The following is a 20,934-nucleotide window of genomic DNA, read 5'->3' as shown; positions in this document are numbered from 1 at the left end:
ATACTTTTTTTAATTACAAAACTAGTTACAAAACTTACAAATACTATTTTTACTGTTGAAAGCGTTTTAATATTATAAACAAGAATATAAGGAGGTGCCTATATGGGGATTCAAAAAAATGTGGAAGCGATATCATCGGTGGAAACAACAGAAGTGGAACAAAAAACTTTTGTTTCGAAAGTTATGAATATTAAAATTGGCGTTATACCTTTACCGTTATATATCGTATTAGCAGCTATTATTTATGGAGCATCTGTATATAACAAATTACCTGCTGATATGATTGGTGGATTTGCAGTCATTATGATTATGGGAATTTTCTTAGGTGATATTGGGATGAGGATCCCGATTTTAAAAAATATTGGTGGACCAGCAATTCTTTCATTATTTATTCCATCTTTACTAGTGTTTTTCAATTGGATGAATCCAGCTTCAATGGAAGCAGCGACGATGCTAATGAAAAAATCGAACTTTTTATATTTATATATTTCTTGTTTAGTAGTCGGAAGTGTTTTAGGAATGAATCGAAAAGTGTTAGTACAAGGGTTTATTCGTATGTTTATTCCGTTAGTTGTAGGAACACTAGCTTCTATTGCAGTGGGATTATTAGTTGGATCATTATTTGGATTTGAAATGAAGCGAACATTCTTCTTTATCATTGTACCAATTGTGAGCGGTGGTATCGGAGAAGGGATTTTACCACTTTCCTTAGCTTACAGCGAGATTTTAAATCAATCATCAGCAACATTTGTATCTCAGCTTATTCCAGCAGCGGTTATCGGGAATATGTTTGCGATTGTAGGCGCTGGATATATGAAGCGATTAGGTGAGAAAAAACCAGAACTTAGCGGTAATGGTGTGTTGGTAAAAACAGGTGATCAAGACGAATTATTAAAAGAACAAAATACAGAAAAACCAATTGACTTCTCATTAATGGGAGCAGGTTTATTAATCGCATGTACGTTCTTTATTTTCGGTGGATTTGCTTCTAAATTTATTGGTATTCCAGGAGCAATCATTATGATCTTTTCAGCAGCACTTGTGAAATACTTCAAATTAATGCCAGCAAAAATGGAACAAGGTGCATATCACTTATATAAATTTATTTCGAAAACCTTAACGTGGCCATTAATGGTCGGTTTAGGATTGTTATACATTCCGTTAAAAGATGTGGCAGCTGTTCTTTCAGTTGGATATGTTGCGGTGTGTGCATCAGTGGTAATCACAATGATCACGACTGGTTTCCTTATTGGAAAAGTCATGAAAATGTTCCCGGTTGAATCTGCGATTGTAACAGGATGCCATAGCGGATTAGGCGGAACTGGAGACGTTGCGATTTTATCAGCTTCAAATCGTATGGAATTAATGCCATTTGCGCAAATTTCAACGCGTTTAGGTGGCGCTGCTATGGTTGTAACAGCGACAATTTTATTAAAAATGTTTTCATAATTTATCATCATACAAGCTAGCTATGTAAAAACGTAGCTAGCTTGTCAAATTAGGAGGAGTTTATTTATATGTTAGAAAGTCAAATTAATGAACGTTCATTATTACTTCATAAAGAATTGGTAGGAAAAATTGAAATTACAAGTAAAGTAGAAGTAAATTCAGCAGATGATTTAAGTTTGACATATACACCAGGAGTGGCTGAGTCTTGTAAAGCGATCGCTGCAGATGAAGAAACAGCTTATGACTATACAGCGCGCGGTAATATGGTGGCAGTTGTTTCGGATGGAACAGCAGTACTCGGATTAGGTGATATTGGACCGAAGGCAGCTATGCCTGTTATGGAAGGGAAAAGTATTTTATTTAAAAAATTTGCGAATGTAGATGCATTTCCGCTTTGTCTTGGAACGACTGATGTAGATGAAATCGTAACCATTGTTAAAAATTTAGAACCTACATTTGCAGGTATTAATTTAGAAGATATTGCAGCGCCGCGCTGTTTTGAAATTGAAAAGCGCTTAAAAGAAGAAACAAATATTCCAGTGTTCCATGATGATCAACACGGAACAGCAATTGTTGTTTTAGCTGCAGTTATTAATGCTTTAAAAGTTGTAAACAAACAGATGGATGAAGTGAAGATTGTCATTAATGGTGCCGGTTCTGCAGGGATTGCAATTGGTAAATTGTTATTAAATGCAGGCGCGCAGCATATGACGTTAGTAAGTTTAGAAGGTATCGTTTGTGAAGGAGAATCATGGATGAACCCTGCACAAATCGAGATTGCGAAAGAAACAAATCGTGAATTTGTACGTGGAACATTAAAAGAAGCGATTGACGGAGCAGATATTTTTATCGGTGTATCTGCCCCTAACGTATTAACAAAAGAACTTGTGAAGACAATGAATGAGAAACCAATTGTGTTTGCAATGGCGAATCCAGTACCAGAAATATTCCCAGAAGATGCACTAGAGGCTGGAGCAGCGGTTGTTGGAACAGGACGTTCTGATTTTCCAAACCAAGTAAACAATGTCTTAGCATTCCCTGGTATATTCCGTGGTGCATTAGATGTACGTGCAACAGATGTCACAGAAGAAATGAAGTTAGCTGCAGCATATGGAATCGCTAACATCATTACTGATGAAGAACGAAATGAGAACTATGTAATTCCAAATCCCTTAGATAAAAGAGTTGTTCCAAGTGTTGCTGCTGCAGTAGCAAAAGCGGCAATCGAGTCAGGAGTCGCACAGATTACAAAAATGCCAAGTTATAAATAATAAAACGCAGTGCCCTTTTAAGGAGGCACTGCGTTTTTAGTGAGATAAGAGATCAGAGCAATAAAGAAATCGTACCTCCGCTTATGGTTTTATATTATTAGTAATAAATATTTCGCTCTGCATTATTTATTCAACTCCATTGCAACTTGCTTTCCATTTACGAAAACCTCTACCAAAGCCACTACAACTTCCATTACTTTTTTCATCTCTCATCTCTCCTTGTTTGTTGTTTCATTTCTTACTTTTAGTATAAGGGAGAGAAGGGGATGCAACTATCGAAGTAGATGACATAACAATTACATTGTTGTAAGAAAGACATTAAGTTTTGTCACTTTTTTCTACTTGAATAACAATTTGCTCATAATATTTCTCATCAATATAGACATTTAAGACCCATAATCCAGGAGAAGGTAGTGACATAAGGAAAGGGAGTTCTTTTATATTTGAATGAATGGGAGTAGGAGCAGTCCAAGTTTGTTCGAAAGTTTCATCTTGAAAGAGTATGGGAGTCGGTTTTGTAGATCCTTGTTTTAAGGCGATAATAGATAGTTTTCCAGATGGCATTTGTGGATCGAGGAAGAACCACATCTGTTTATTTTTCTCACCAGCAATGAATGTACTATCTGCAATTGCAACTTTTCCTTCAATGCCTTTTAATGGTGTCTTTCCAGCTACAAAGGAAGGACTTTCTTCCCAGCTAACATCTTTTAAGACGCTTAAGTGAAAAAATGAAGGTACATTATTTTGAGGTTGAGAGGTTTTTGTTATTTCTTTTATAGGTGCTTTGGAATCTTGCTCGATTGAGGTACATCCAGTGATGAGAAAGGAGAAAAGTAGCACAGTGCCAATTTTTTTCATTTTGCCACACTCCTATTTTTCATTGTTAGTGTAATTGTATTTGCTAGAAGAGCGGACAATTCCTTTTCATTCATAAAAAGAGGTCAGAAGTTTAGTATGACCTCTTTCGATATTTTGCACTATATTTGTTCAGGTGTGAATGTAGGTTCTGCTTCTTTTTCTGGCATTGTTAAGAAAATAACGGCGATGACGATACATACACCGCCTAGTAATTGGTATGCGCCGAAAGATTCTTTTAGCCAAGTGATGGAAACGATAGCTGCTACAAGCGGTTCAATACTAGATAAAATACTGGTCTCTGTTGCGGATAAATATTTTAAACTGCCAATGTAGAGAAGAAAAGAAAGCGTTCCACTTATAATAATTAAAATCAGCATAGAGAATGTTGGAAGTGTAAAGATTTGTGAAAGTTGTTTCCATTCAAAAGAGTGATTATAAATAAATAGTGAAATGCCCCCGATTAACATACCCCAGCCAATAATAAGAGTTGTGCCCCATTGTTTAATAAGAGAAGCAGGGTGAAGTGTATAAAAAGCAAAACCAATAGCTGTTAATAGACCAAATAAAATAGCTTCCTTCGATAAAACAATATTTTCAATTGATCCATTTGTAATAATAAAGTATGTGCCTGTTAGGGCAGCGACAATGGCTAACACTTGCATAATTGAAGGAAGTTTTTTATACCGTATTGCAACATAAACGGTAATGAGAACTGGCCCTAAAAACTGGAATAAAGTAGCGGTAACTGCGTTGCTAATATGCACTGTTTCAATAAAAGCATACTGGGCGCCAAGCATTCCAAGAATAGAGAAAATGATAAGTTGTAAAAGATGGCGTGGGTGTTGCCAAATACGAAATATATTTTGTTTTTTTATAAGTAGAAAACATAAAATAAAGATCCCAGCAAGCAATAGGCGAATTACTAAAAAATCAATAGATGATACTTTCGTATGTTGAAAGAGCCACTGAATCATTGGACCTGATAATCCCCATAGAGTAGCTCCTGTAATAATCATAATGAGGCCGAGACGTCTGTTATTGTTCATCATGATGCTCCTTTCTAGGATTGATTTTTTAAAATTTACATGATAAAAGGAATTATATATAACTTCTGGTACTGTAAGAAGTATCAATAATGCATTTTATAAAGGGGTCAGATTTTATGTTAGAGTTAACACCAAATTTGAATATGGAGAAAAAAATCCCGCTGTATGTACAGTTATACGAGTATATAAAAACAGAAATAAGAAGTGGAAAAATCCCTCCCTTGACGAGGCTTCCAGCAAAAAGAAAGTTAGCAATGCATTTAGAAGTAAGTAAAAATACAGTGGAATCGGCATATGAACAACTTCTTGCAGAAGGATATATTGAATCGGTTTCACGTAAGGGGTATTTTGTATGTGAAATTGAACAAATGATACATACAATGAAAAAAAGAGAAGTCGTTAAGGAAGTATTGCATGAGGAACAGAAATATAAATATGATTTTACACAAACGGGTGTAGATGCAAATACATTTCCATTCTCTGTATATCGGAAAATTTCAAATGAGGTATGGCAACTAGAAAATAAGGACCTTCTATTTCTTGGGCATCCTCAAGGTGAATCCAGTTTACGTGAAGAGATTGCGAAATATTTATATGAATCAAGGGGTGTGAGATGTTCAGCGAGTCAAATTGTAATAGGAGCCGGAACACAATTTTTAATAAGAATGTTGTTTCAGTTACTAAAGGGAAGTCATTTTGCAGTTGAAAATCCAGGGTATCACCGAAAGTTGGTTGTCTTTGAGAAGGGGGAAGAAAATGTTCAAATGCTCCCGCTTGATGAGGATGGGATTTGTATTTCAGATTTAGAAGGTAGCAATGCGAATGTTGTGTTCGTTACTCCATCCCATCAATTTCCGTGTGGAATGATTATGCCAATTAAAAGAAGGATGCAACTATTACAATGGGCACAAGGGAGGAGTGGGCGTTATATTATTGAAGATGATTACGATAGTGAGTTCCGTTACTCTGGAAAGCCGATCCCAGCGTTGCAAGGGCTTGATACAGAAGGGAATGTAATTTACATGGGAACACTTTCAAAAGCTCTGCTTCCATCATTACGGATGAGCTATATGGTGCTACCAAAACAGCTAATTGAGTTGTATCAAACACAATATTTATTTTATGCACAAAGTGTTTCAAGAATTGATCAAGAAATTATTAGAAGGTTTTTAAATGAAGGACATTGGGAAAAGCATATTTATAAGATGCGAGTCGTTTATCGGAAAAAGAGAGATGCTCTTGTCTCAGCAATAGAAAAGTACTTTTCTAATAAGGCGGAAGTAATTGGGGAAGACTCTGGCTTACATATTTTATTAAAGGTTCACAACGAAATGTTAGAAGAAGAATTAATAAAGAGGGCAGCTGAAAACGGTATAAAAGTATATCCTGTTTCTACGTATTATAAAGAAGGGAGTACTCCTAAAAATACGGTTTTACTTGGGTTCGCTATTTTATCAGAGGCAGGGATTGAAGAGGCAATTCAATTATTATATAATGCGTGGTTTGCACTGTAAAACGCTAATAAAAAAATCCTCATATATTTGAGGATTTTTTTATTACTTTTCTGTATCTAAGAATAAAACCATATGCTCTTCATCCCAATATTGACCGTTATATTTTAAAGAACGCTCTTGTACACCAAAAGTTTTAAATCCTAATGATTCGTAAAGTTTTTTTGCACCGTCATTTCCGACCACAACATCAAGCATAATTTGTTCTACTTCTAATGTTTTTGCAAGTTCAATACACTCTTTAATGAGGGATTTTCCTGCGCCAAGTCCACGTGCTTTTGGCGATACATATACCGAACCAATCTTTGCTTTATGTTCTTGTTTTACGTATGGTTTCGTTTCCAAGGTTGCAACACCGATCAATGCACCGTCTTTAAATGCACCTAATGTATAGTTTTCATCTTGGGCTAATTTTTGTGCCTTATACTCAATCGGGCATTCTTTATTAATAATATCTTCATAAGAAGAGCTGAAAGCCTCAGGGTTTTGTTTTAATCCTTCTACACGAAGTTCTAAATAAATTTCTGCTTCATCCTTTGTTAATACATGGATATCCAATTATATCACCCTCCAAATCTTTGACAAATGTAGTTATATTTTATATTGAAATAAGAATAATTTCAAAAAGATAGCTTTTTCTAGTGATGTTTTACTGTTTTTTTTCTTAAAAAGTTAATAAATAATGGCTATTAACATAATATCACCAGCAGTTTGAAAGGAAAGATACTACTGGTGATTTACCGTACATACTATTCAATTGGTAATTCAATAATAAATTCTGTTCCAATTCCTAACTGACTTTTTACTTGTATGGAGCCGCTATGTAACTCAACAATTTCTTTTGCAACAGCTAAACCAATTCCTTTACCGCCCGTAGCTCGAGTTCTTGATTTATCAACTCGATAAAAACGATCAAAAATATGCGGGATATCTTCTTGTGGAATCCCTTCACCTTCATCTTGCACACTTATAGAAAAAGTATTCTCATTTTGATAGGCGTGTACAGTAATAACTGATTGTTCATAAGAATGCTGATAGGCGTTGTGTAATAAATTTAGCATTACTTGTTCCATTCGACGTTCATCCATATAGACATTAGGATCATCTTTACAGTGAAATTTAATTGTTATTTGCTTTTTAGCAAGTGTTGGTTTGGTTTTTTCAATCATGCGTTCTAGAAAAGGCTGTAAAGGAATCTCTTGTTTTTTAATAATAAATTGATGCTGTTCAAGTTGCGCTAAATCAAATAAGTCTTGAACAAGTTCGGTTACACTATCTGTTTCGTCTTCAATAATTTGTAAATATTCTTCACGCTCTTCTTTAGAGAGAGAATCTCGTTTAGCCACTTTTGCATAACCCTTCATATAGGTAAGTGGTGTGAGTAGTTCGTGAGCTACACTTGCAAGAAACTCATTTCGTTCTTTTTTCATGTAGGTCAATTCACTAGATAATTCTTCAATGGTTTTGGCCAAACTACCAAGTTCATCATTGCGTTTAATTCCTAATTTAATTGGTTTATTTAACTTTGACATTTTTTCTGTTGCACGTTTCATTTTAATAAGAGGATCAGTAATGACACGAGAAAAGATAAAGACAGAAATTGTTGTTAAAACAAGAGTTAATATACCGATAATAATAAATTGATGTGCTAAACGAAGAATCATTTTTTCTAAAAATGCTGTATCTAAAAACATATGTACATACCCAGTAATTTGTTTATGAATGATAATTGGCGTTGCTGTTGAAATATATTTCGATGTTTTCCAATTTTTTTCAATCATAGTTCCATCTATTGAAGTACAACGTATTTTGTTAGCAAGTTGCTTTTTCATTTCTGGGGTTATCGGATCAGAAGAAGAAAGTATTTGCCCATTGGTGTCTGTTATGACTAACTTTGTGTCTGAATTAGAATGTGATTCCATTGCTGCAGCATGTTCAAAAGCTCGTGGACCATAACGTCTTGAAATAAAGTTACTATAGCGCTTTCCTTTTTCTAAAAGAGCGGCTTTTTCTTCTTCAATACGCATGTTCGACAAACTTGTATAAAAAGATACAAAAGCGATGGCTTCAAGACATAGAGCTAATATTAAAAAGCATGTACCAATTTTAAGGGAAAGCTTGTTCATTTTTTCACCATACCTTTATGTCACATTAATGGTCAGTGGGAAGAATCTAACCACTGACCAGAGTTGTATCACGAGTTGCTTAAATAATTCTAAGTGTGGGGCGAGTCATTTCCTACCTAGAAAAGTTTCACTTTATTATTTTTATTCACTTTTCCACTTATATCCCACCTTATAGATGGTCTCTAAGTATTTTTCAACAGGAAAGTCTTTTTTTCGTAATTTATCACGGATATTGCGGATATGTGAGTCGACAGTACGATATTCAATATCCGTTTGATATCCCCATATTTTTTCAATTAAATCATCACGGCTATATGCTCGATTGGTATTTTGTAAAAACAGTCCTAGTAATGAAAACTCGATAGGTGTAAGTGAAATTTTTTCGTCGTAAACAGTAACAGTATGCTTTGTTTTATCCCATTCAATGCCATTGAAGCTGATAAAACCGTCCTTTTTTGTTCGGCGTAGCACAGCTTCAATTCGGGCAACTAGTACTTGTTCGTCAAAAGGTTTTGTAATATAGTCATCCGCTCCCAGTGTGAGTCCCTTTATCATATCGTAGTTTTGATTACGAGCTGTTAACATTATAATTGGAACATTGCAGATTTGACGGATTTGATAACAGGTATCCCATCCATCCATCTTGGGCATCATGACATCTAACAAAATGATATCGAAGTTTTTTTGTTGAACTAATTCAAGAGCTTCAATACCAGATGTGGCTTTCATACAAAAATAACCACGTGGACTTAAGAATAAATCTAATAATCGCAACATACGCTCTTCATCATCTACTAATAAAATTTTTATCATAGTTCTTGTGCACCTCAAAACATTCAGTCTACCTTGTATAGTTTACATGAAAACGATAAAAAACTCTGTTTATGTGATTGAATTGTAGTGCATTTTTTGTACTATGGCAATTGACATAAAAAATGCACTACTTTTGCACAACTCTTTTTTATAATAAAGGGCGTAGCGACACAAAATACCCTATGTTGCGACATAACGTCATGTCATTTTATTTATAAAATGACAATTCCATTCTATTGTGTATGTGAGATAGTGAGAAATTTCGTATTCACCTCGCATCGGATAAGGAAAATTTCCTATCTCACACTTTTTTTATTGCTATAAAGGGGATTATACACATGAGTAAAAAAGAAGAACGTTTTCAAAAAGATAAACAAGAGCGCAATGCTGTTGTGATGTGCATTGCTGTATCTATGCTAATCATTGTGACGTGTGCTAATAAATTTTTTGGAATTCTATAATAGATGTATGAGCTCGTTGCTGCATTTAGAGAAGTAACGAGCTTTTTTATTTGTAGGAAAAAATCCCCTGTATGCTATATACAGGGGATTTTTGTATAGGAAGGAATCAACAAATGATAGAAGTTTTATACAATAAACCAAGGAAGAATTGCTAATCCTGAAGTGACGATTATTGTGCCGCAAATTAAAAAAATAAGATGTTTGTGCTGTTTCATATCTATTCCTCCTCTAATTCTTGATTTAATTCTATCGCTACGAATTTTTTGTTTACCATTACTTCTATCATTTTTTCATCTTTTAGCTCTTTTGGTTGTGGTTCTGTACTTTTAGTATAGCGAAGAGAGGGGAATAGAACCATTGAATAAGATGACATGAATATTACATTGTTGTAAGAAAAAAGTACATTTATCTGAAAAGGTACTTTTGGAGAAATCTATATAAATACATTTTGATTTTTAGATATATAAGTTTTTGTTTAAAACAACAAAAGATAATTCGCTCTCGTTGTTTTAAACTGGAACTGACCACTTCTATGCATGGAAGAATACTCTTTCCGAGCTAGAAAGAAAGGTTTTTTTGTTGTTTTTTCACTTTGCATTTGATTCGTTAGTTAAAAATAAAACCATATGTTCTTCATCCCAATATTGTCCATTGTGTTTTAAGGAACGTTCTTGTACGCCATATGTTTGAAAGTCAAGTGACTCGTATAATTTTTTTGCAGCTGCATTTCCGGCAACAACATCGAGCATGAGTTGTTCTACATGTAATTTATGAGCGTTTTCAATAATGGCTTTTATTAACGCACGGCCAGCGCCAAGACCACGCGCTTTCGGAGAGACGTAAACAGAGCCGATTTTTGCCTTATGTTCTTGTTTTATAAATGGCTTAGTTTCTAAAGTGGCAATTCCGATTAATTCGTTATCTTTAAAGGCACCAATTGTATATTTATCCGGATTGGCTAAACGTTTCGCCATTGCAGCAACAGGATCCTCATGTTTTAGAACGTCTTCATAAGAAGAACTAAAAGCTTCTGGATTTTGCGTTAATCCTTCCATACAAACTTTTAAATAAATTTTTGCATCCTCTTTTGTTAATAGACGAATTTCCATGTATATAACCTCCTAAGTGTAACCAGCTCTACAGGATAAGCACGCTACAAGAGCACGGTTGTTGATGCTTTTTCAATTGATAACAGTTCCGCTTTATAGTAAAAAATGTTATATGCTGCACTCATTCCATCTTAATTTGTTAAAGAATAAGGAGATATATGCGGAGAAGAGCAGGGACCTTCATCTGTTTTTCCAATCATTCAATTTATCCCGCTGTTTGTGGGCAATAACACCCCATGGATTTAAGTTGTACTTTATGTAATGAAATTATATATTAACTTTATTAACTATTCAACAATTAAATATATTACATTTTTATAACTAAAAAATGATTCCTTTGCTAGGAATCATTTTTTTCTGTTATATATCCTTCAATTCGTTCTGGGTGAGTATAGATATTACAAGAATCATTGCGAATAAAACCGACCACTGTTATGCCTAAATCATGAGCAAGTTGCAAAGCTAATTTTGTTGGAGCTGATTTAGAAAGAACGATTTCGCAACCGATTTTAGAAACCTTTAGTAAAATTTCAGATGAGATTCGGCCACTAAATGCAATAATTTTTCCTTCGATTGGGATATCATTACGTAAACAATGACCATATATTTTATCTAATGCATTATGTCTACCGATATCCATTCTTGATATGAGAATGGTATTTCGATCGCAAAGGGCGGTATTATGAACTCCGCCTGTTTGATGAAACGTAGTGGAAGATTGCTGTAAGGTATTCATTAAATGAAAGCACTCTTCTGGAGTCATTGTTACATGGATATCATGTAAAGTTTTTGCTTTTGCTGCATCATTTACAAATACAAAACCTTGCCTACTTTTTCCGCAACAAGAAGTGACATATCGTTTGTTATATAGTGTTTGATAGAGCGGATTGATCTGTGATGTTTTTACATGGACAACACCTTTGTCTTTCTGTATCCACAGCTCATCAATGCCTTCGTAAGAAGCAATAATTCCTTCAGAAATTAAAAAACCTATTACCATATCTTCAATATAATTTGGAGTACATACAACTGTTACGTATTCTTCCCCGTTCAATTTAATTGTTACAGGATATTCTGTGACAATTTCATCTTCTTGTTCGAGGAATGTTCCAGTTTGATAACGTACCATTTTACATGTTTCTTGAACAGGCCCCATAGTATTTTCCCCTTCATATGTATTTTTCTTACTATTTATCATAAAACATAAAAAAAATAAAAGCATCTGTTATCTATTTCTATGCATGGGTGGATGCTCTCTCTCAGCTAAAAAGAAAGATTTTATGTTTGTTTTCAGTTTCTCTATATTATTTGGTTATTATTGTATGTGTGAGATATAATAGAATAGTAGAATAGTGGCATTTTTATACCTTATAGCATCAAGAATCGACTTCTAAGATAGAGTTTCAACAGGGCGTTTCAAAAAAATGTATAGCGATATATTTTTGAAAACGGATTCAAAAATATATTGTACAGTTAGTTGTAAGGAGAGGGGAACTATGGCAGAACAAACAGTTCGTGTAACTGTAGATGGAAAAGAATTTCTTTCATCTGGTGAAAAAACGATACTGCAACTATTTAACGAGAGTAATTTAGAGCATCCACAAATTTGTCATGTACCAGAGGTGGATCCAATTCAAACTTGTGATACGTGTATTGTGGAAGTAGATGGGAAATTGCTGCGTGCTTGTTCAACGCAATTGGAAGATGGCATGCAGATTGAAAGAAAATCAGTGCGTGCAAAATCGGCGCAAACGGAAGCGATGGATAGAATATTAGAGAACCATTTATTGTATTGTACAGTATGTGATAATAATAACGGTAACTGTAAAGTTCATAATACGGTACATATGATGGAGATAGAAGAGCAGAAATATCCATATGAACCGAAAGTTAGTGCAAAAGAAGTGGACATGACTCATCCATTTTACCGTTATGATCCAAACCAATGTATTGCTTGTGGACAATGTGTAGAAGTATGTCAAAATTTACAAGTTAACGAAACGTTATCAATTGATTGGAGCTTAGATCGTCCTCGTGTAATTTGGGATAACGGCGTAAGTATTAACGATTCATCTTGCGTTAGTTGCGGACAATGTGTCACAGTTTGTCCTTGTAATGCATTAATGGAAAAATCTATGCTTGGAGAAGCTGGGTTTATGACTGGATTGAAACCGGATGTGTTAGATCCAATGATTGATTTTGTAAAGGATGTAGAACCTGGATACAGTAGTATTTTAGCAGTTTCAGAGGTTGAATCTGCAATGCGTAAAACGAAGGTTAACAAGACAAAAACAGTTTGTACATTCTGCGGTGTGGGTTGCTCGTTTGAAGTATGGACGAAAGACCGTCAAATTTTAAAAGTTCAACCTGTATCAGACGCACCAGTAAACGGGATTTCTACATGTGTAAAAGGAAAATTTGGTTGGGACTTTGTAAATAGTGAAGACCGTATTACGAAACCATTGATTCGTCAAGGAGATATGTTCGTTGAAGCATCGTGGGAAGAAGCTTTAGAGGTTGTTGCATCCAATATGCAACATATTAAATCTGAATATGGTAACGATGCATTTGGCTTTATTTCTTCTTCAAAAGTAACAAATGAAGAAAACTATTTGCTGCAAAAGTTAGCTCGTCAAATATATGGAACAAATAATGTAGATAACTGTTCCCGTTATTGCCAATCTCCAGCAAGCGATGGTTTAACAAAAACTGTTGGTATAGGTGGAGACGCAGGGACAGTGAAAGATATTGCGGAAGCTGGTCTTGTTATCATTGTGGGGGCGAATCCAACGGAAGGGCATCCTGTACTTGCTACTCGTGTGAAACGTGCCCACAAATTACATGAGCAAAAACTGATTGTATCTGACCTACGTAAGCATGAAATGGCAGAGCGTGCGGACCTATTTGTTCATCCGCGCCAAGGAACTGATTATGTATGGCTTGCGGGAATAACAAAATATATTATTGATCAAGGTTGGCACGATAAGAAATTCTTAGATGAAAATGTGAAGAACTTTGATGAATACAGCAAAATGTTAGAGAAATATACACTTGATTATACGGAGAATATTACAGGTATTTCAAAAGATACATTAAAAGAAATGGCTCGCATGGTATACGAAGCAGATGGTACTTGTGTACTTTGGGGTATGGGCGTTACGCAAAATACAGGTGGAAGTACAACGTCTGCGGCAATTTCAAACTTACTTCTTGTAACTGGTAACTACCGTCGCCCAGGTGCTGGTGCATATCCACTCCGTGGTCATAATAACGTACAAGGTGCTTGTGATATGGCAACATTACCAAATTGGCTTCCAGGCTACCAAGCAGTGTCAGATGATACACTTCGTGCGAAATTTGAAAAAGCATATGGTACTAAAATTCCAAAAGAGCCAGGGCTGAATAACATTGCAATGCTTGCGGCTGCAGAGGAAGGAAAACTACGTGGTATGTATGTAATGGGAGAAGAAATGGCATTAGTCGATTCCAATGCAAATCATGTGCAACACATTTTAAGTAATCTCGATTTCCTTGTAGTTCAAGACATATTCTTATCAAAAACAGCTCGTTTTGCTGATGTTATTTTACCAGCAGCACCAAGTCTAGAAAAAGAAGGAACATTTACGAATACAGAGCGTCGTATTCAGCGTTTATATGAAGTTATGAAACCGCTCGGTGATTCGAAACCAGATTGGTGGATCCTGCAAAAAGTAGCCCGTGCCCTCGGTGGTGATTGGAATTATGAAAGCCCAAGTGAAATTATGGATGAAATCGCATCACTCGCGCCGTATTATTCACAAGCAACATATGATCGTTTAGAAGGATGGAATAGTTTATGTTGGGGTAGCCATGATGGTAGTGACACACCATTATTATATGTTGATGGCTTTAATTTCCCTGACAAAAAAGCGCGTCTATCACTAGATGAATGGATACCACCAGTTGTGGCACCGGAAGAATACGATTTATTATTAAATAATGGTCGTATGTTAGAACATTTCCATGAAGGAAACATGACAAATAAATCAGTAGGGATTTTATCTAAAATTTCTGAGGTGTTTGTTGAGGTTTCACCAGAGCTTGCTGCAGAGCGGAATGTGAAAGATGGTGGCCTTGTAGAACTAGCATCACCGTTTGGGAAAATCAAAGTACAGGCACTTATCACAGACCGTGTAACTGGAAACGAGTTATATTTACCGATGCATGCGACAGTAAATGAAGAAGCGATTAATATTTTAACAGGAACAGCGACGGACCTATATACTTGTACACCAGCTTATAAACAAACGATGGTGAAAATGCGCGTATTACGTGAAAAAGGTAATCGTCCACTTCCTGATTCAAACCCAAGAGGTAAAAAACGTCATCCGCAAAATGGTGTTGAAATTCAGCAGAAATGGCAACGAAAACAATACGTATCACTTGTGGATCACAACTAGGGGGCGAAGGACGTGGCAAAAGAGATTACATTGATTCAGAAAAAGGTCATTACAGAAGAAGAAAAGAAACAACAGTTATCAGATGAACTGTTAACACAATTAGCGGAGAACCGTGAGGCGGTAGAAGAAACAATGCAGTTGTTATCACAGCTGCAGCAAGCAGGTATATTAGATGCAGCAATCAGTCTGCTGGCCGCGAAAGAAGACGTTTCTAAAATTGCAGTTGAGCAATTAAATCGTGAACCAGTAAAAAATGCATTAAATAATATGATGGGAGCAGGAGAAGCATTATCTTCTGTCGATCCAGAAATAACAAAACAGATTACATCTAGTTTAGTTACAGGGTTACAGTTTGCAACAGAAGAGTTACAAAAAGGTAAGAAAACAAAAGTTATGGACTTCTTTAAAGTGCTAAAAGATCCCGATATTAATAGAGCCATTACTTTTGGGTTTAGTTTTTTAAAAGCGTTTGGACAAGGATTAGAGAAAAAATAAAAGAGGGAAAGAGTGATGGAAAGGTAGCCATCACTCTTTTTTGTGGATGTATAACAGTGTTCATGTTAAGCGGAATATATTATTATAAGAAGATGGATTTTAAATGGAAATATGGAATCCATCTCAAATATAATTTTAGAATGTGGAGGAATTTATGCTACATCGTAAAAGACTATCTATACCAGGGGTCATGAAACATTCCTTTCAAACGGTACAATTTGCTTTTTGGAATGTATTGACGTTTCAACTTGTTTATAAATTATTAGCAGCTATTGTATTTATACCTCTATTCGGTATGATTATTAATAAGTTGTTGTATTGGGGCGGCTATGCAAATGCGACAAATGATGAATTGCTTGCTTTTTTGAAAACTCCATATGGTATCGCAGCTATATTAATTGTATCGTTATTGGCACTTTTTCTCATTTTTACGGAGTTTGCAGTGCTTATTATTATTTCGTATTTTGCACATAAAAGGCAAAAGGTGAAACTGCGTCCAATTTTGTATAAAACGGTAACGTATTTACCATCTCTTTTCACATATTGTTTGCCAGGGTTTATCTTGTATGCCGTTGTATTGTTACCTCTGTTAAATTTGGGATTTAAATCTGCACTAATTCCAGAAATTCAAATTCCAAATTTTATTACAGGTGAATTGTTTAAAACGACAATGGGACAAGTAGGTTACTACACTTTCTTTGCTGTAGTTACATACTTGAATCTTCGGTGGATCTTCGTTTTACCTATCATTGTTTTAGAAGAAAAGCCATTTCGCACAGCCGCACGTAAAAGTGCAAATTTAGTAAAAGAAAGTTTCTTTAAAGTGTTGTTCTTTTTAGTTGTCTTTTTGGTTTCAATCGGAATCGTATTTGTTTTATTTACGGGTATATACTTGCTATTTTTATGGGGTGTATATGAATTTACAAACCCAAAAGGAACATTTGCCTTATTAGCAGAATCAACGCTATCGGTATTTTTAACGAGTACATTGTATTTACTTGGTTTTATTGTCACACCGTTTTATATTATGGCATTGACAAGGTTATATTTACAAAAGGTTTCAATTGAAGATGTTTTATTAGAAGAGGGCTTAGATTATTCCAAAACAAAAGCAGATAAATGCTTTTTTAAAAAGCATCGTTTGAAGTTTATCGGTGTATATATTGTTGGGGTTTTCACAGTTGGTATGGTAGTTGCATTCATTGCAACGTTTATTTCGAATTCTTATAAAGATCCAGTGATTATGGCTCATCGTGGATATGGTTCAAAAGGAGTAGAGAATACGAAAGAGGCAGTGCAAGGTGCGATTGATGCAAAGGCAGATTATGCTGAAATTGATGTATTGCAGACAAAAGATGGTGAATTGGCAGTGATACATGATTTGAAATTAAAGCGTCTTGCCAATGCGAATGTACAAGTGTCAGACTTAACGATGGATGAACTACGGAAACTTACTCTTAGTCAAGATGGGTTCACGGGGAAAATTAGTACACTTGATGAGATGATTAAGCTTGCGAAAAACAAAATAAAACTTAATATAGAAGTGAAGCTGCATGGGAATGAGAATGAAAAAGATTTTGTAAAGAAGGTATTAAAAACAATTAAGGATAATGACTTTGAAAAACAATGTGTCATTCAAACATTGCACTATCCGCTCATTAAAGAATTTAAACGTGCAAATCCAGACATAAAAGTAGGATATGTATTATATGCAAGTAGAGCGAATTTAAAATACGTTCAAGCAGACTTTTACGTAGCAGAAGAATATATGCTAAACAAGAGTCTAGTAAAATCAGCCCGCAAATTAAATAAACCGATCTATGTATGGACTGTGAACGATATGGAGAATTTAAGCGAATATTATAAGCTCAATGTAGATGGAATTATTACAGATTACCCTAAAGATGCCCAAGAAACGATTAAGATGATGAAAGAGCAAGAAGAGAATGAAACGGATATGATTGATAAGATTATAGAAACAACAGAAGATTTATTTTCAAAGTTATTTATGAGTTATCCAGCTGCTGGTTAAATACCAGTAGCTTTTTTTGTAAAAGGATACATCTTTAAAATATTACAGGGACTATAAAGTGTAAATGTATGCGGGAGTGTTGATTTTACATTGTTATATTATTATAAATAAACGTGAGAACAGCATTTTTCTTTGAGGTATATAGTGAAAAACAGCAATACGAAAAGCGAAGAGGATAGATGGGAAGAAATTGCCTGTAAAAACCCGATTGGTGAGGGTTTTCTATTAGTGGAGGATGAAAAAAACCTCCACTGATGGAAGTTTCACTTTCCATAAAAAGAATATACTTCTAAAATGTTACAGGGAACTCGAAGTGCATATGTATGCGATTTGTGTTGGATTTTTGCATTGTTATATTATTGTCAAATAATAAAAGGTTAACGCTGAATTACAAAGGTTATAATAAAAAGAGAGTAATAGATAAACGGAATAGGAGAAAACCCCTTAAAAATAAAGTTCTTTATATTTACACTATTCGAAATATAAAAACTTTTAAAATCTGATATGTTAGCGTTTTCATAACTTTGAAGTTATGCTAGAATAAGGACATAAGTTATTAATTATTAAAAAAAGAAAAAAGAATTCCTTTTTTCTGTTAATTATAAGGGGGCATTTCATTATGCGTATTGGGGTACCAACAGAAATTAAAAACAACGAAAACCGTGTGGCAATGACACCAGCTGGTGTTGTGCATTTAGTTCGAAACAACCACGAAGTATTCATTCAAAAGGGTGCAGGTTTAGGATCTGGTTTCACAGATGCTGAGTACATTGAAGCAGGTGCAAAGATCGTTGACACAGCTGAAGAAGCTTGGAACATGGATATGGTAATGAAAGTTAAGGAACCAATTGAAAGCGAATACAAACACTTCAGCGAAGGTTTAATCTTATTCACATATTTACATCTAGCTCCAGAACCAGAATTAACAAAAGCTTTAATTGAAAAGAAAGTTGTAGCTATCGCTTACGAAACAGTACAATTAGACAACCGTTCTTTACCATTACTTGCACCTATGAGTGAAGTAGCTGGTCGTATGTCTGCACAAATTGGTGCACAATTCCTTGAGAAAAATAAAGGCGGTAAAGGTATCTTACTAGCAGGCGTTCCAGGGGTAAAACGTGGTAAAGTAACAATTATCGGTGGTGGACAAGCTGGTACAAATGCTGCTAAAATTGCAGTTGGACTAGGTGCGGATGTAACAATCATCGACTTAAGTGCAGAACGTCTTCGTCAATTAGATGACATTTTCGGTAACCAAGTGAAAACTTTAATGTCTAACCCATACAATATTGCAGAAGCTGTAAAAGAATCTGATCTTGTAATCGGTGCGGTATTAATTCCAGGTGCAAAAGCGCCAAAACTTGTAACAGAAGAAATGATTAAATCAATGGAACCAGGTTCTGTTGTAGTAGATATCGCAATTGACCAAGGTGGTATTTTCGAAACAACTGACCGCATTACAACTCATGATAACCCAACTTATGAAAAACATGGCGTTGTTCATTATGCAGTTGCAAACATGCCGGGTGCGGTTCCACGTACATCAACTCTTGCATTAACAAACGTAACAGTACCATACGCAGTACAAATTGCAAACAAAGGTTACAAAGAAGCTTGCTTAAGTAATTCTGCACTATTAAAAGGTATTAACACTTTAAATGGCTACGTAACATTCGAAGCAGTTGCAGAAGCTCACGGTGTAGAATACAAAGGTGCGAAAGAATTATTAGAAGTAGAAACTGTATCTTGCTAATTGAAGCATAATACAAAAAAACAATCGAACAATATTTAATACAACATGATAAGAGCTAAGAGAGAAACCTCTTAGCTCTTCTTAGTAAAAGGGGGCATACATCGTGGCCAACCTATTTAAAAAGAAATCCGTTACGCAATTGTTAGGGGAAAGTAAAAGTAAGACTTTGTCTAAAACTTTAGGGGCATTCGACCTAACAATGCTAGGGATTGGTGCGATAATCGGTACAGGAGTTCTTGTATTAACTGGATTAGTAGCAGCGAGAGATGCTGGTCCAGCAGTTATTTTTTCATTTATGATTGCAGCAATTGTTTGTGGGTTTGCAGCATTATGTTATGCAGAAGTTGCATCTACGCTTCCGGTATCAGGTAGTGTGTATACCTATTCATATGCAACAATCGGTGAGTTTGTAGCTCATTTAATGGGATGGACATTATTGTCAGTATATGTTCTAACAACAGCGGCCGTAGCTGGTGGATGGACAGGTTACTTCAATAACTTAGTAAGTGGATTGGGAATTGAAATTCCAAAAGCCTTGTTAACGATTCCATCGCAAGGTGGTATGGTGAACTTACCAGCAGTTATTGTTACATTGGTGATAACTTGGCTATTATCACGAGGTACGAAAGAAAGTAAGCGTGTGAATAATATAATGGTATTAATTAAAATTGGTATTGTTGTTTTATTCATCGCAGTCGGTGTATTTTACGTGAAACCAGAAAACTGGGTACCATTTGCACCGTACGGTTTAAGTGGAGTTTTCGCGGGGGGAGCAGCAGTATTCTTTGCTTTCTTAGGATTTGATGCATTAGCAACTTCAGCAGAAGAAGTAAAAAATCCACAGCGTGACCTTCCAATTGGTATCATTGCTTCGTTAGTTATTTGTACGATCATTTATGTTGCGGTTTGTCTTGTTATGACTGGTATGGTTTCTTATAAAGAATTAGATGTACCAGAAGCGATGGCTTATGTACTGGAAGTTGTAGGGCAAGATAAAGTGGCTGGTGTAATTGCTATTGGAGCTGTAATTGGTATTATGGCTGTAATTTTTGCATACATCTACGCAACAACACGTGTATTCTTCGCTATGAGCCGTGACGGTTTATTGCCAGAATCTTTCGCGAAAATTAACAAGAAGACAGAAGCGCCAACATTTTCAGTTTGGTTAACAGGAATCGGTAGTGCTTTAATTGCTGGATTTATCGATTTAAAAGAATTGTCGAATTTAGCGAATATTGGAGCGTTATTAACATTTGCGATGGTTGGTGTATCAGTAATCCTTCTTCGTAAAACACATCCGAAATTACAGCGTGGATTTATGGTGCCACTTGTGCCAACTTTACCGATCATTTCAATCGTGTGCTGTCTATTCTTAATGGTAAACTTACCATTAACGACATGGATATACTTCGGTGCTTGGTTAGCAATTGGAGTAGTCGTATACTTTGTTTATTCGAAAAAACACAGTCATTTAAAAGAAGATGAAAGTTCGCAAGATAGCTTAGAAAAAGCTAATTAAGGGGATATAAAACATGTAAGCCTTGTGCGTCTAGGGAGCGCGCAAGGCTTTT

General features: G+C 35.3%; 16 protein-coding genes. 9 read left to right on the top strand and 7 right to left on the bottom strand.

What is annotated here, in order from left to right; all coding sequences use genetic code 11:
- Nucleotides 1-102 precede the first annotated feature (102 nt).
- Both M014_RS0123930 and M014_RS0123925 read left to right on the top strand, forming a co-directional pair.
- Complete coding sequence (locus M014_RS0123930; protein ID WP_026593955.1) at nt 103-1,449, top strand: 2-hydroxycarboxylate transporter family protein; 1,347 nt, start codon at nt 103-105, stop codon at nt 1,447-1,449.
- Nucleotides 1,450-1,517: 68 nt separating this feature from the next.
- Nucleotides 1,518-2,720, top strand: coding sequence for an NAD(P)-dependent malic enzyme (locus tag M014_RS0123925; protein ID WP_026593954.1), 1,203 nt, complete (start codon nt 1,518-1,520; stop codon nt 2,718-2,720).
- 318 nt (nt 2,721-3,038) lie between these two features.
- On the opposite strand, the gene M014_RS0123915 is transcribed toward M014_RS0123925, so the two are convergent.
- Entirely contained in the window at nt 3,039-3,578 is a 540-nt protein-coding gene (locus M014_RS0123915) for a DUF4871 domain-containing protein (protein ID WP_026593953.1), read from the bottom strand.
- Between the two features lie 119 nt (nt 3,579-3,697).
- Nucleotides 3,698-4,624 carry a DMT family transporter gene (locus M014_RS0123910; protein WP_026593952.1) on the bottom strand — a complete coding sequence of 309 codons (927 nt, stop codon included), beginning with the start codon at nt 4,622-4,624 and terminating at the stop codon, nt 3,698-3,700.
- A 116-nt stretch (nt 4,625-4,740) separates the two neighbouring features.
- Between M014_RS0123910 and pdxR the strand changes: the two genes are divergently transcribed.
- Nucleotides 4,741-6,138 carry a MocR-like pyridoxine biosynthesis transcription factor PdxR gene (gene pdxR / locus M014_RS0123905; RefSeq protein WP_026593951.1) on the top strand — a complete coding sequence of 466 codons (1,398 nt, stop codon included), beginning with the start codon at nt 4,741-4,743 and terminating at the stop codon, nt 6,136-6,138.
- 42 nt (nt 6,139-6,180) lie between these two features.
- Here pdxR and M014_RS0123900 read toward each other — a convergent pair whose 3' ends face one another.
- The 3 genes from M014_RS0123900 to M014_RS0123890 form a co-directional block, all read right to left on the bottom strand.
- Entirely contained in the window at nt 6,181-6,693 is a 513-nt protein-coding gene (locus M014_RS0123900; protein ID WP_026593950.1) for a GNAT family N-acetyltransferase, read from the bottom strand.
- A gap of 191 nt (nt 6,694-6,884) precedes the next feature.
- Nucleotides 6,885-8,261 carry a sensor histidine kinase gene (locus M014_RS0123895; RefSeq protein WP_026593949.1) on the bottom strand — a complete coding sequence of 459 codons (1,377 nt, stop codon included), beginning with the start codon at nt 8,259-8,261 and terminating at the stop codon, nt 6,885-6,887.
- Between the two features lie 141 nt (nt 8,262-8,402).
- Nucleotides 8,403-9,074, bottom strand: a complete 672-nt coding sequence (locus M014_RS0123890; RefSeq protein WP_026593948.1) for a response regulator transcription factor — start codon at nt 9,072-9,074, stop codon at nt 8,403-8,405.
- Nucleotides 9,075-9,412: 338 nt separating this feature from the next.
- Here M014_RS0123890 and M014_RS30400 point away from each other — a divergent pair, with 338 nt between their 5' ends.
- A complete protein-coding gene (locus M014_RS30400) occupies nt 9,413-9,535 on the top strand; it encodes a hypothetical protein (protein ID WP_090692978.1) in 123 nt (40 codons plus the stop codon).
- Nucleotides 9,536-10,122: 587 nt separating this feature from the next.
- On the opposite strand, the gene M014_RS0123870 is transcribed toward M014_RS30400, so the two are convergent.
- Together M014_RS0123870 and fdhD are read right to left on the bottom strand one after the other, a co-directional pair.
- The gene (locus tag M014_RS0123870; protein ID WP_026593947.1) at nt 10,123-10,644 is read right to left on the bottom strand and encodes a GNAT family N-acetyltransferase; all 522 of its coding nucleotides are present in this window, start codon (nt 10,642-10,644) and stop codon (nt 10,123-10,125) included.
- A 340-nt stretch (nt 10,645-10,984) separates the two neighbouring features.
- Nucleotides 10,985-11,800, bottom strand: a complete 816-nt coding sequence (gene fdhD / locus M014_RS0123865; protein ID WP_026593946.1) for a formate dehydrogenase accessory sulfurtransferase FdhD — start codon at nt 11,798-11,800, stop codon at nt 10,985-10,987.
- 340 nt (nt 11,801-12,140) lie between these two features.
- On the opposite strand from fdhD, the gene fdhF reads away from it, so the two are divergent.
- The 5 genes from fdhF to M014_RS0123840 all read left to right on the top strand — a co-directional run bounded on the left by fdhF (nt 12,141) and on the right by M014_RS0123840 (nt 20,882).
- Complete coding sequence (gene fdhF / locus M014_RS0123860; protein ID WP_026593945.1) at nt 12,141-15,083, top strand: formate dehydrogenase subunit alpha; 2,943 nt, start codon at nt 12,141-12,143, stop codon at nt 15,081-15,083.
- 12 nt (nt 15,084-15,095) lie between these two features.
- Nucleotides 15,096-15,578 carry a DUF1641 domain-containing protein gene (locus M014_RS0123855; RefSeq protein WP_026593944.1) on the top strand — a complete coding sequence of 161 codons (483 nt, stop codon included), beginning with the start codon at nt 15,096-15,098 and terminating at the stop codon, nt 15,576-15,578.
- Between the two features lie 154 nt (nt 15,579-15,732).
- Entirely contained in the window at nt 15,733-17,610 is a 1,878-nt protein-coding gene (locus tag M014_RS0123850; RefSeq protein ID WP_026593943.1) for a glycerophosphoryl diester phosphodiesterase membrane domain-containing protein, read from the top strand.
- A gap of 619 nt (nt 17,611-18,229) precedes the next feature.
- Entirely contained in the window at nt 18,230-19,363 is a 1,134-nt protein-coding gene (gene ald, locus M014_RS0123845; RefSeq protein WP_026593942.1) for an alanine dehydrogenase, read from the top strand.
- Between the two features lie 103 nt (nt 19,364-19,466).
- On the top strand, nt 19,467-20,882 hold the full coding sequence (locus tag M014_RS0123840; protein ID WP_026593941.1) for an amino acid permease: 1,416 nt from the start codon (nt 19,467-19,469) through the stop codon (nt 20,880-20,882).
- Nucleotides 20,883-20,934 lie beyond the last annotated feature (52 nt).

This window comes from Bacillus sp. UNC437CL72CviS29 (genome assembly GCF_000482345.1).
GTDB classification, from domain to species: Bacteria; Bacillota; Bacilli; order Bacillales; family Bacillaceae_G; genus Bacillus_A; species Bacillus_A arachidis.
This window is presented reverse-complemented; position numbering and strand designations above follow the sequence as displayed.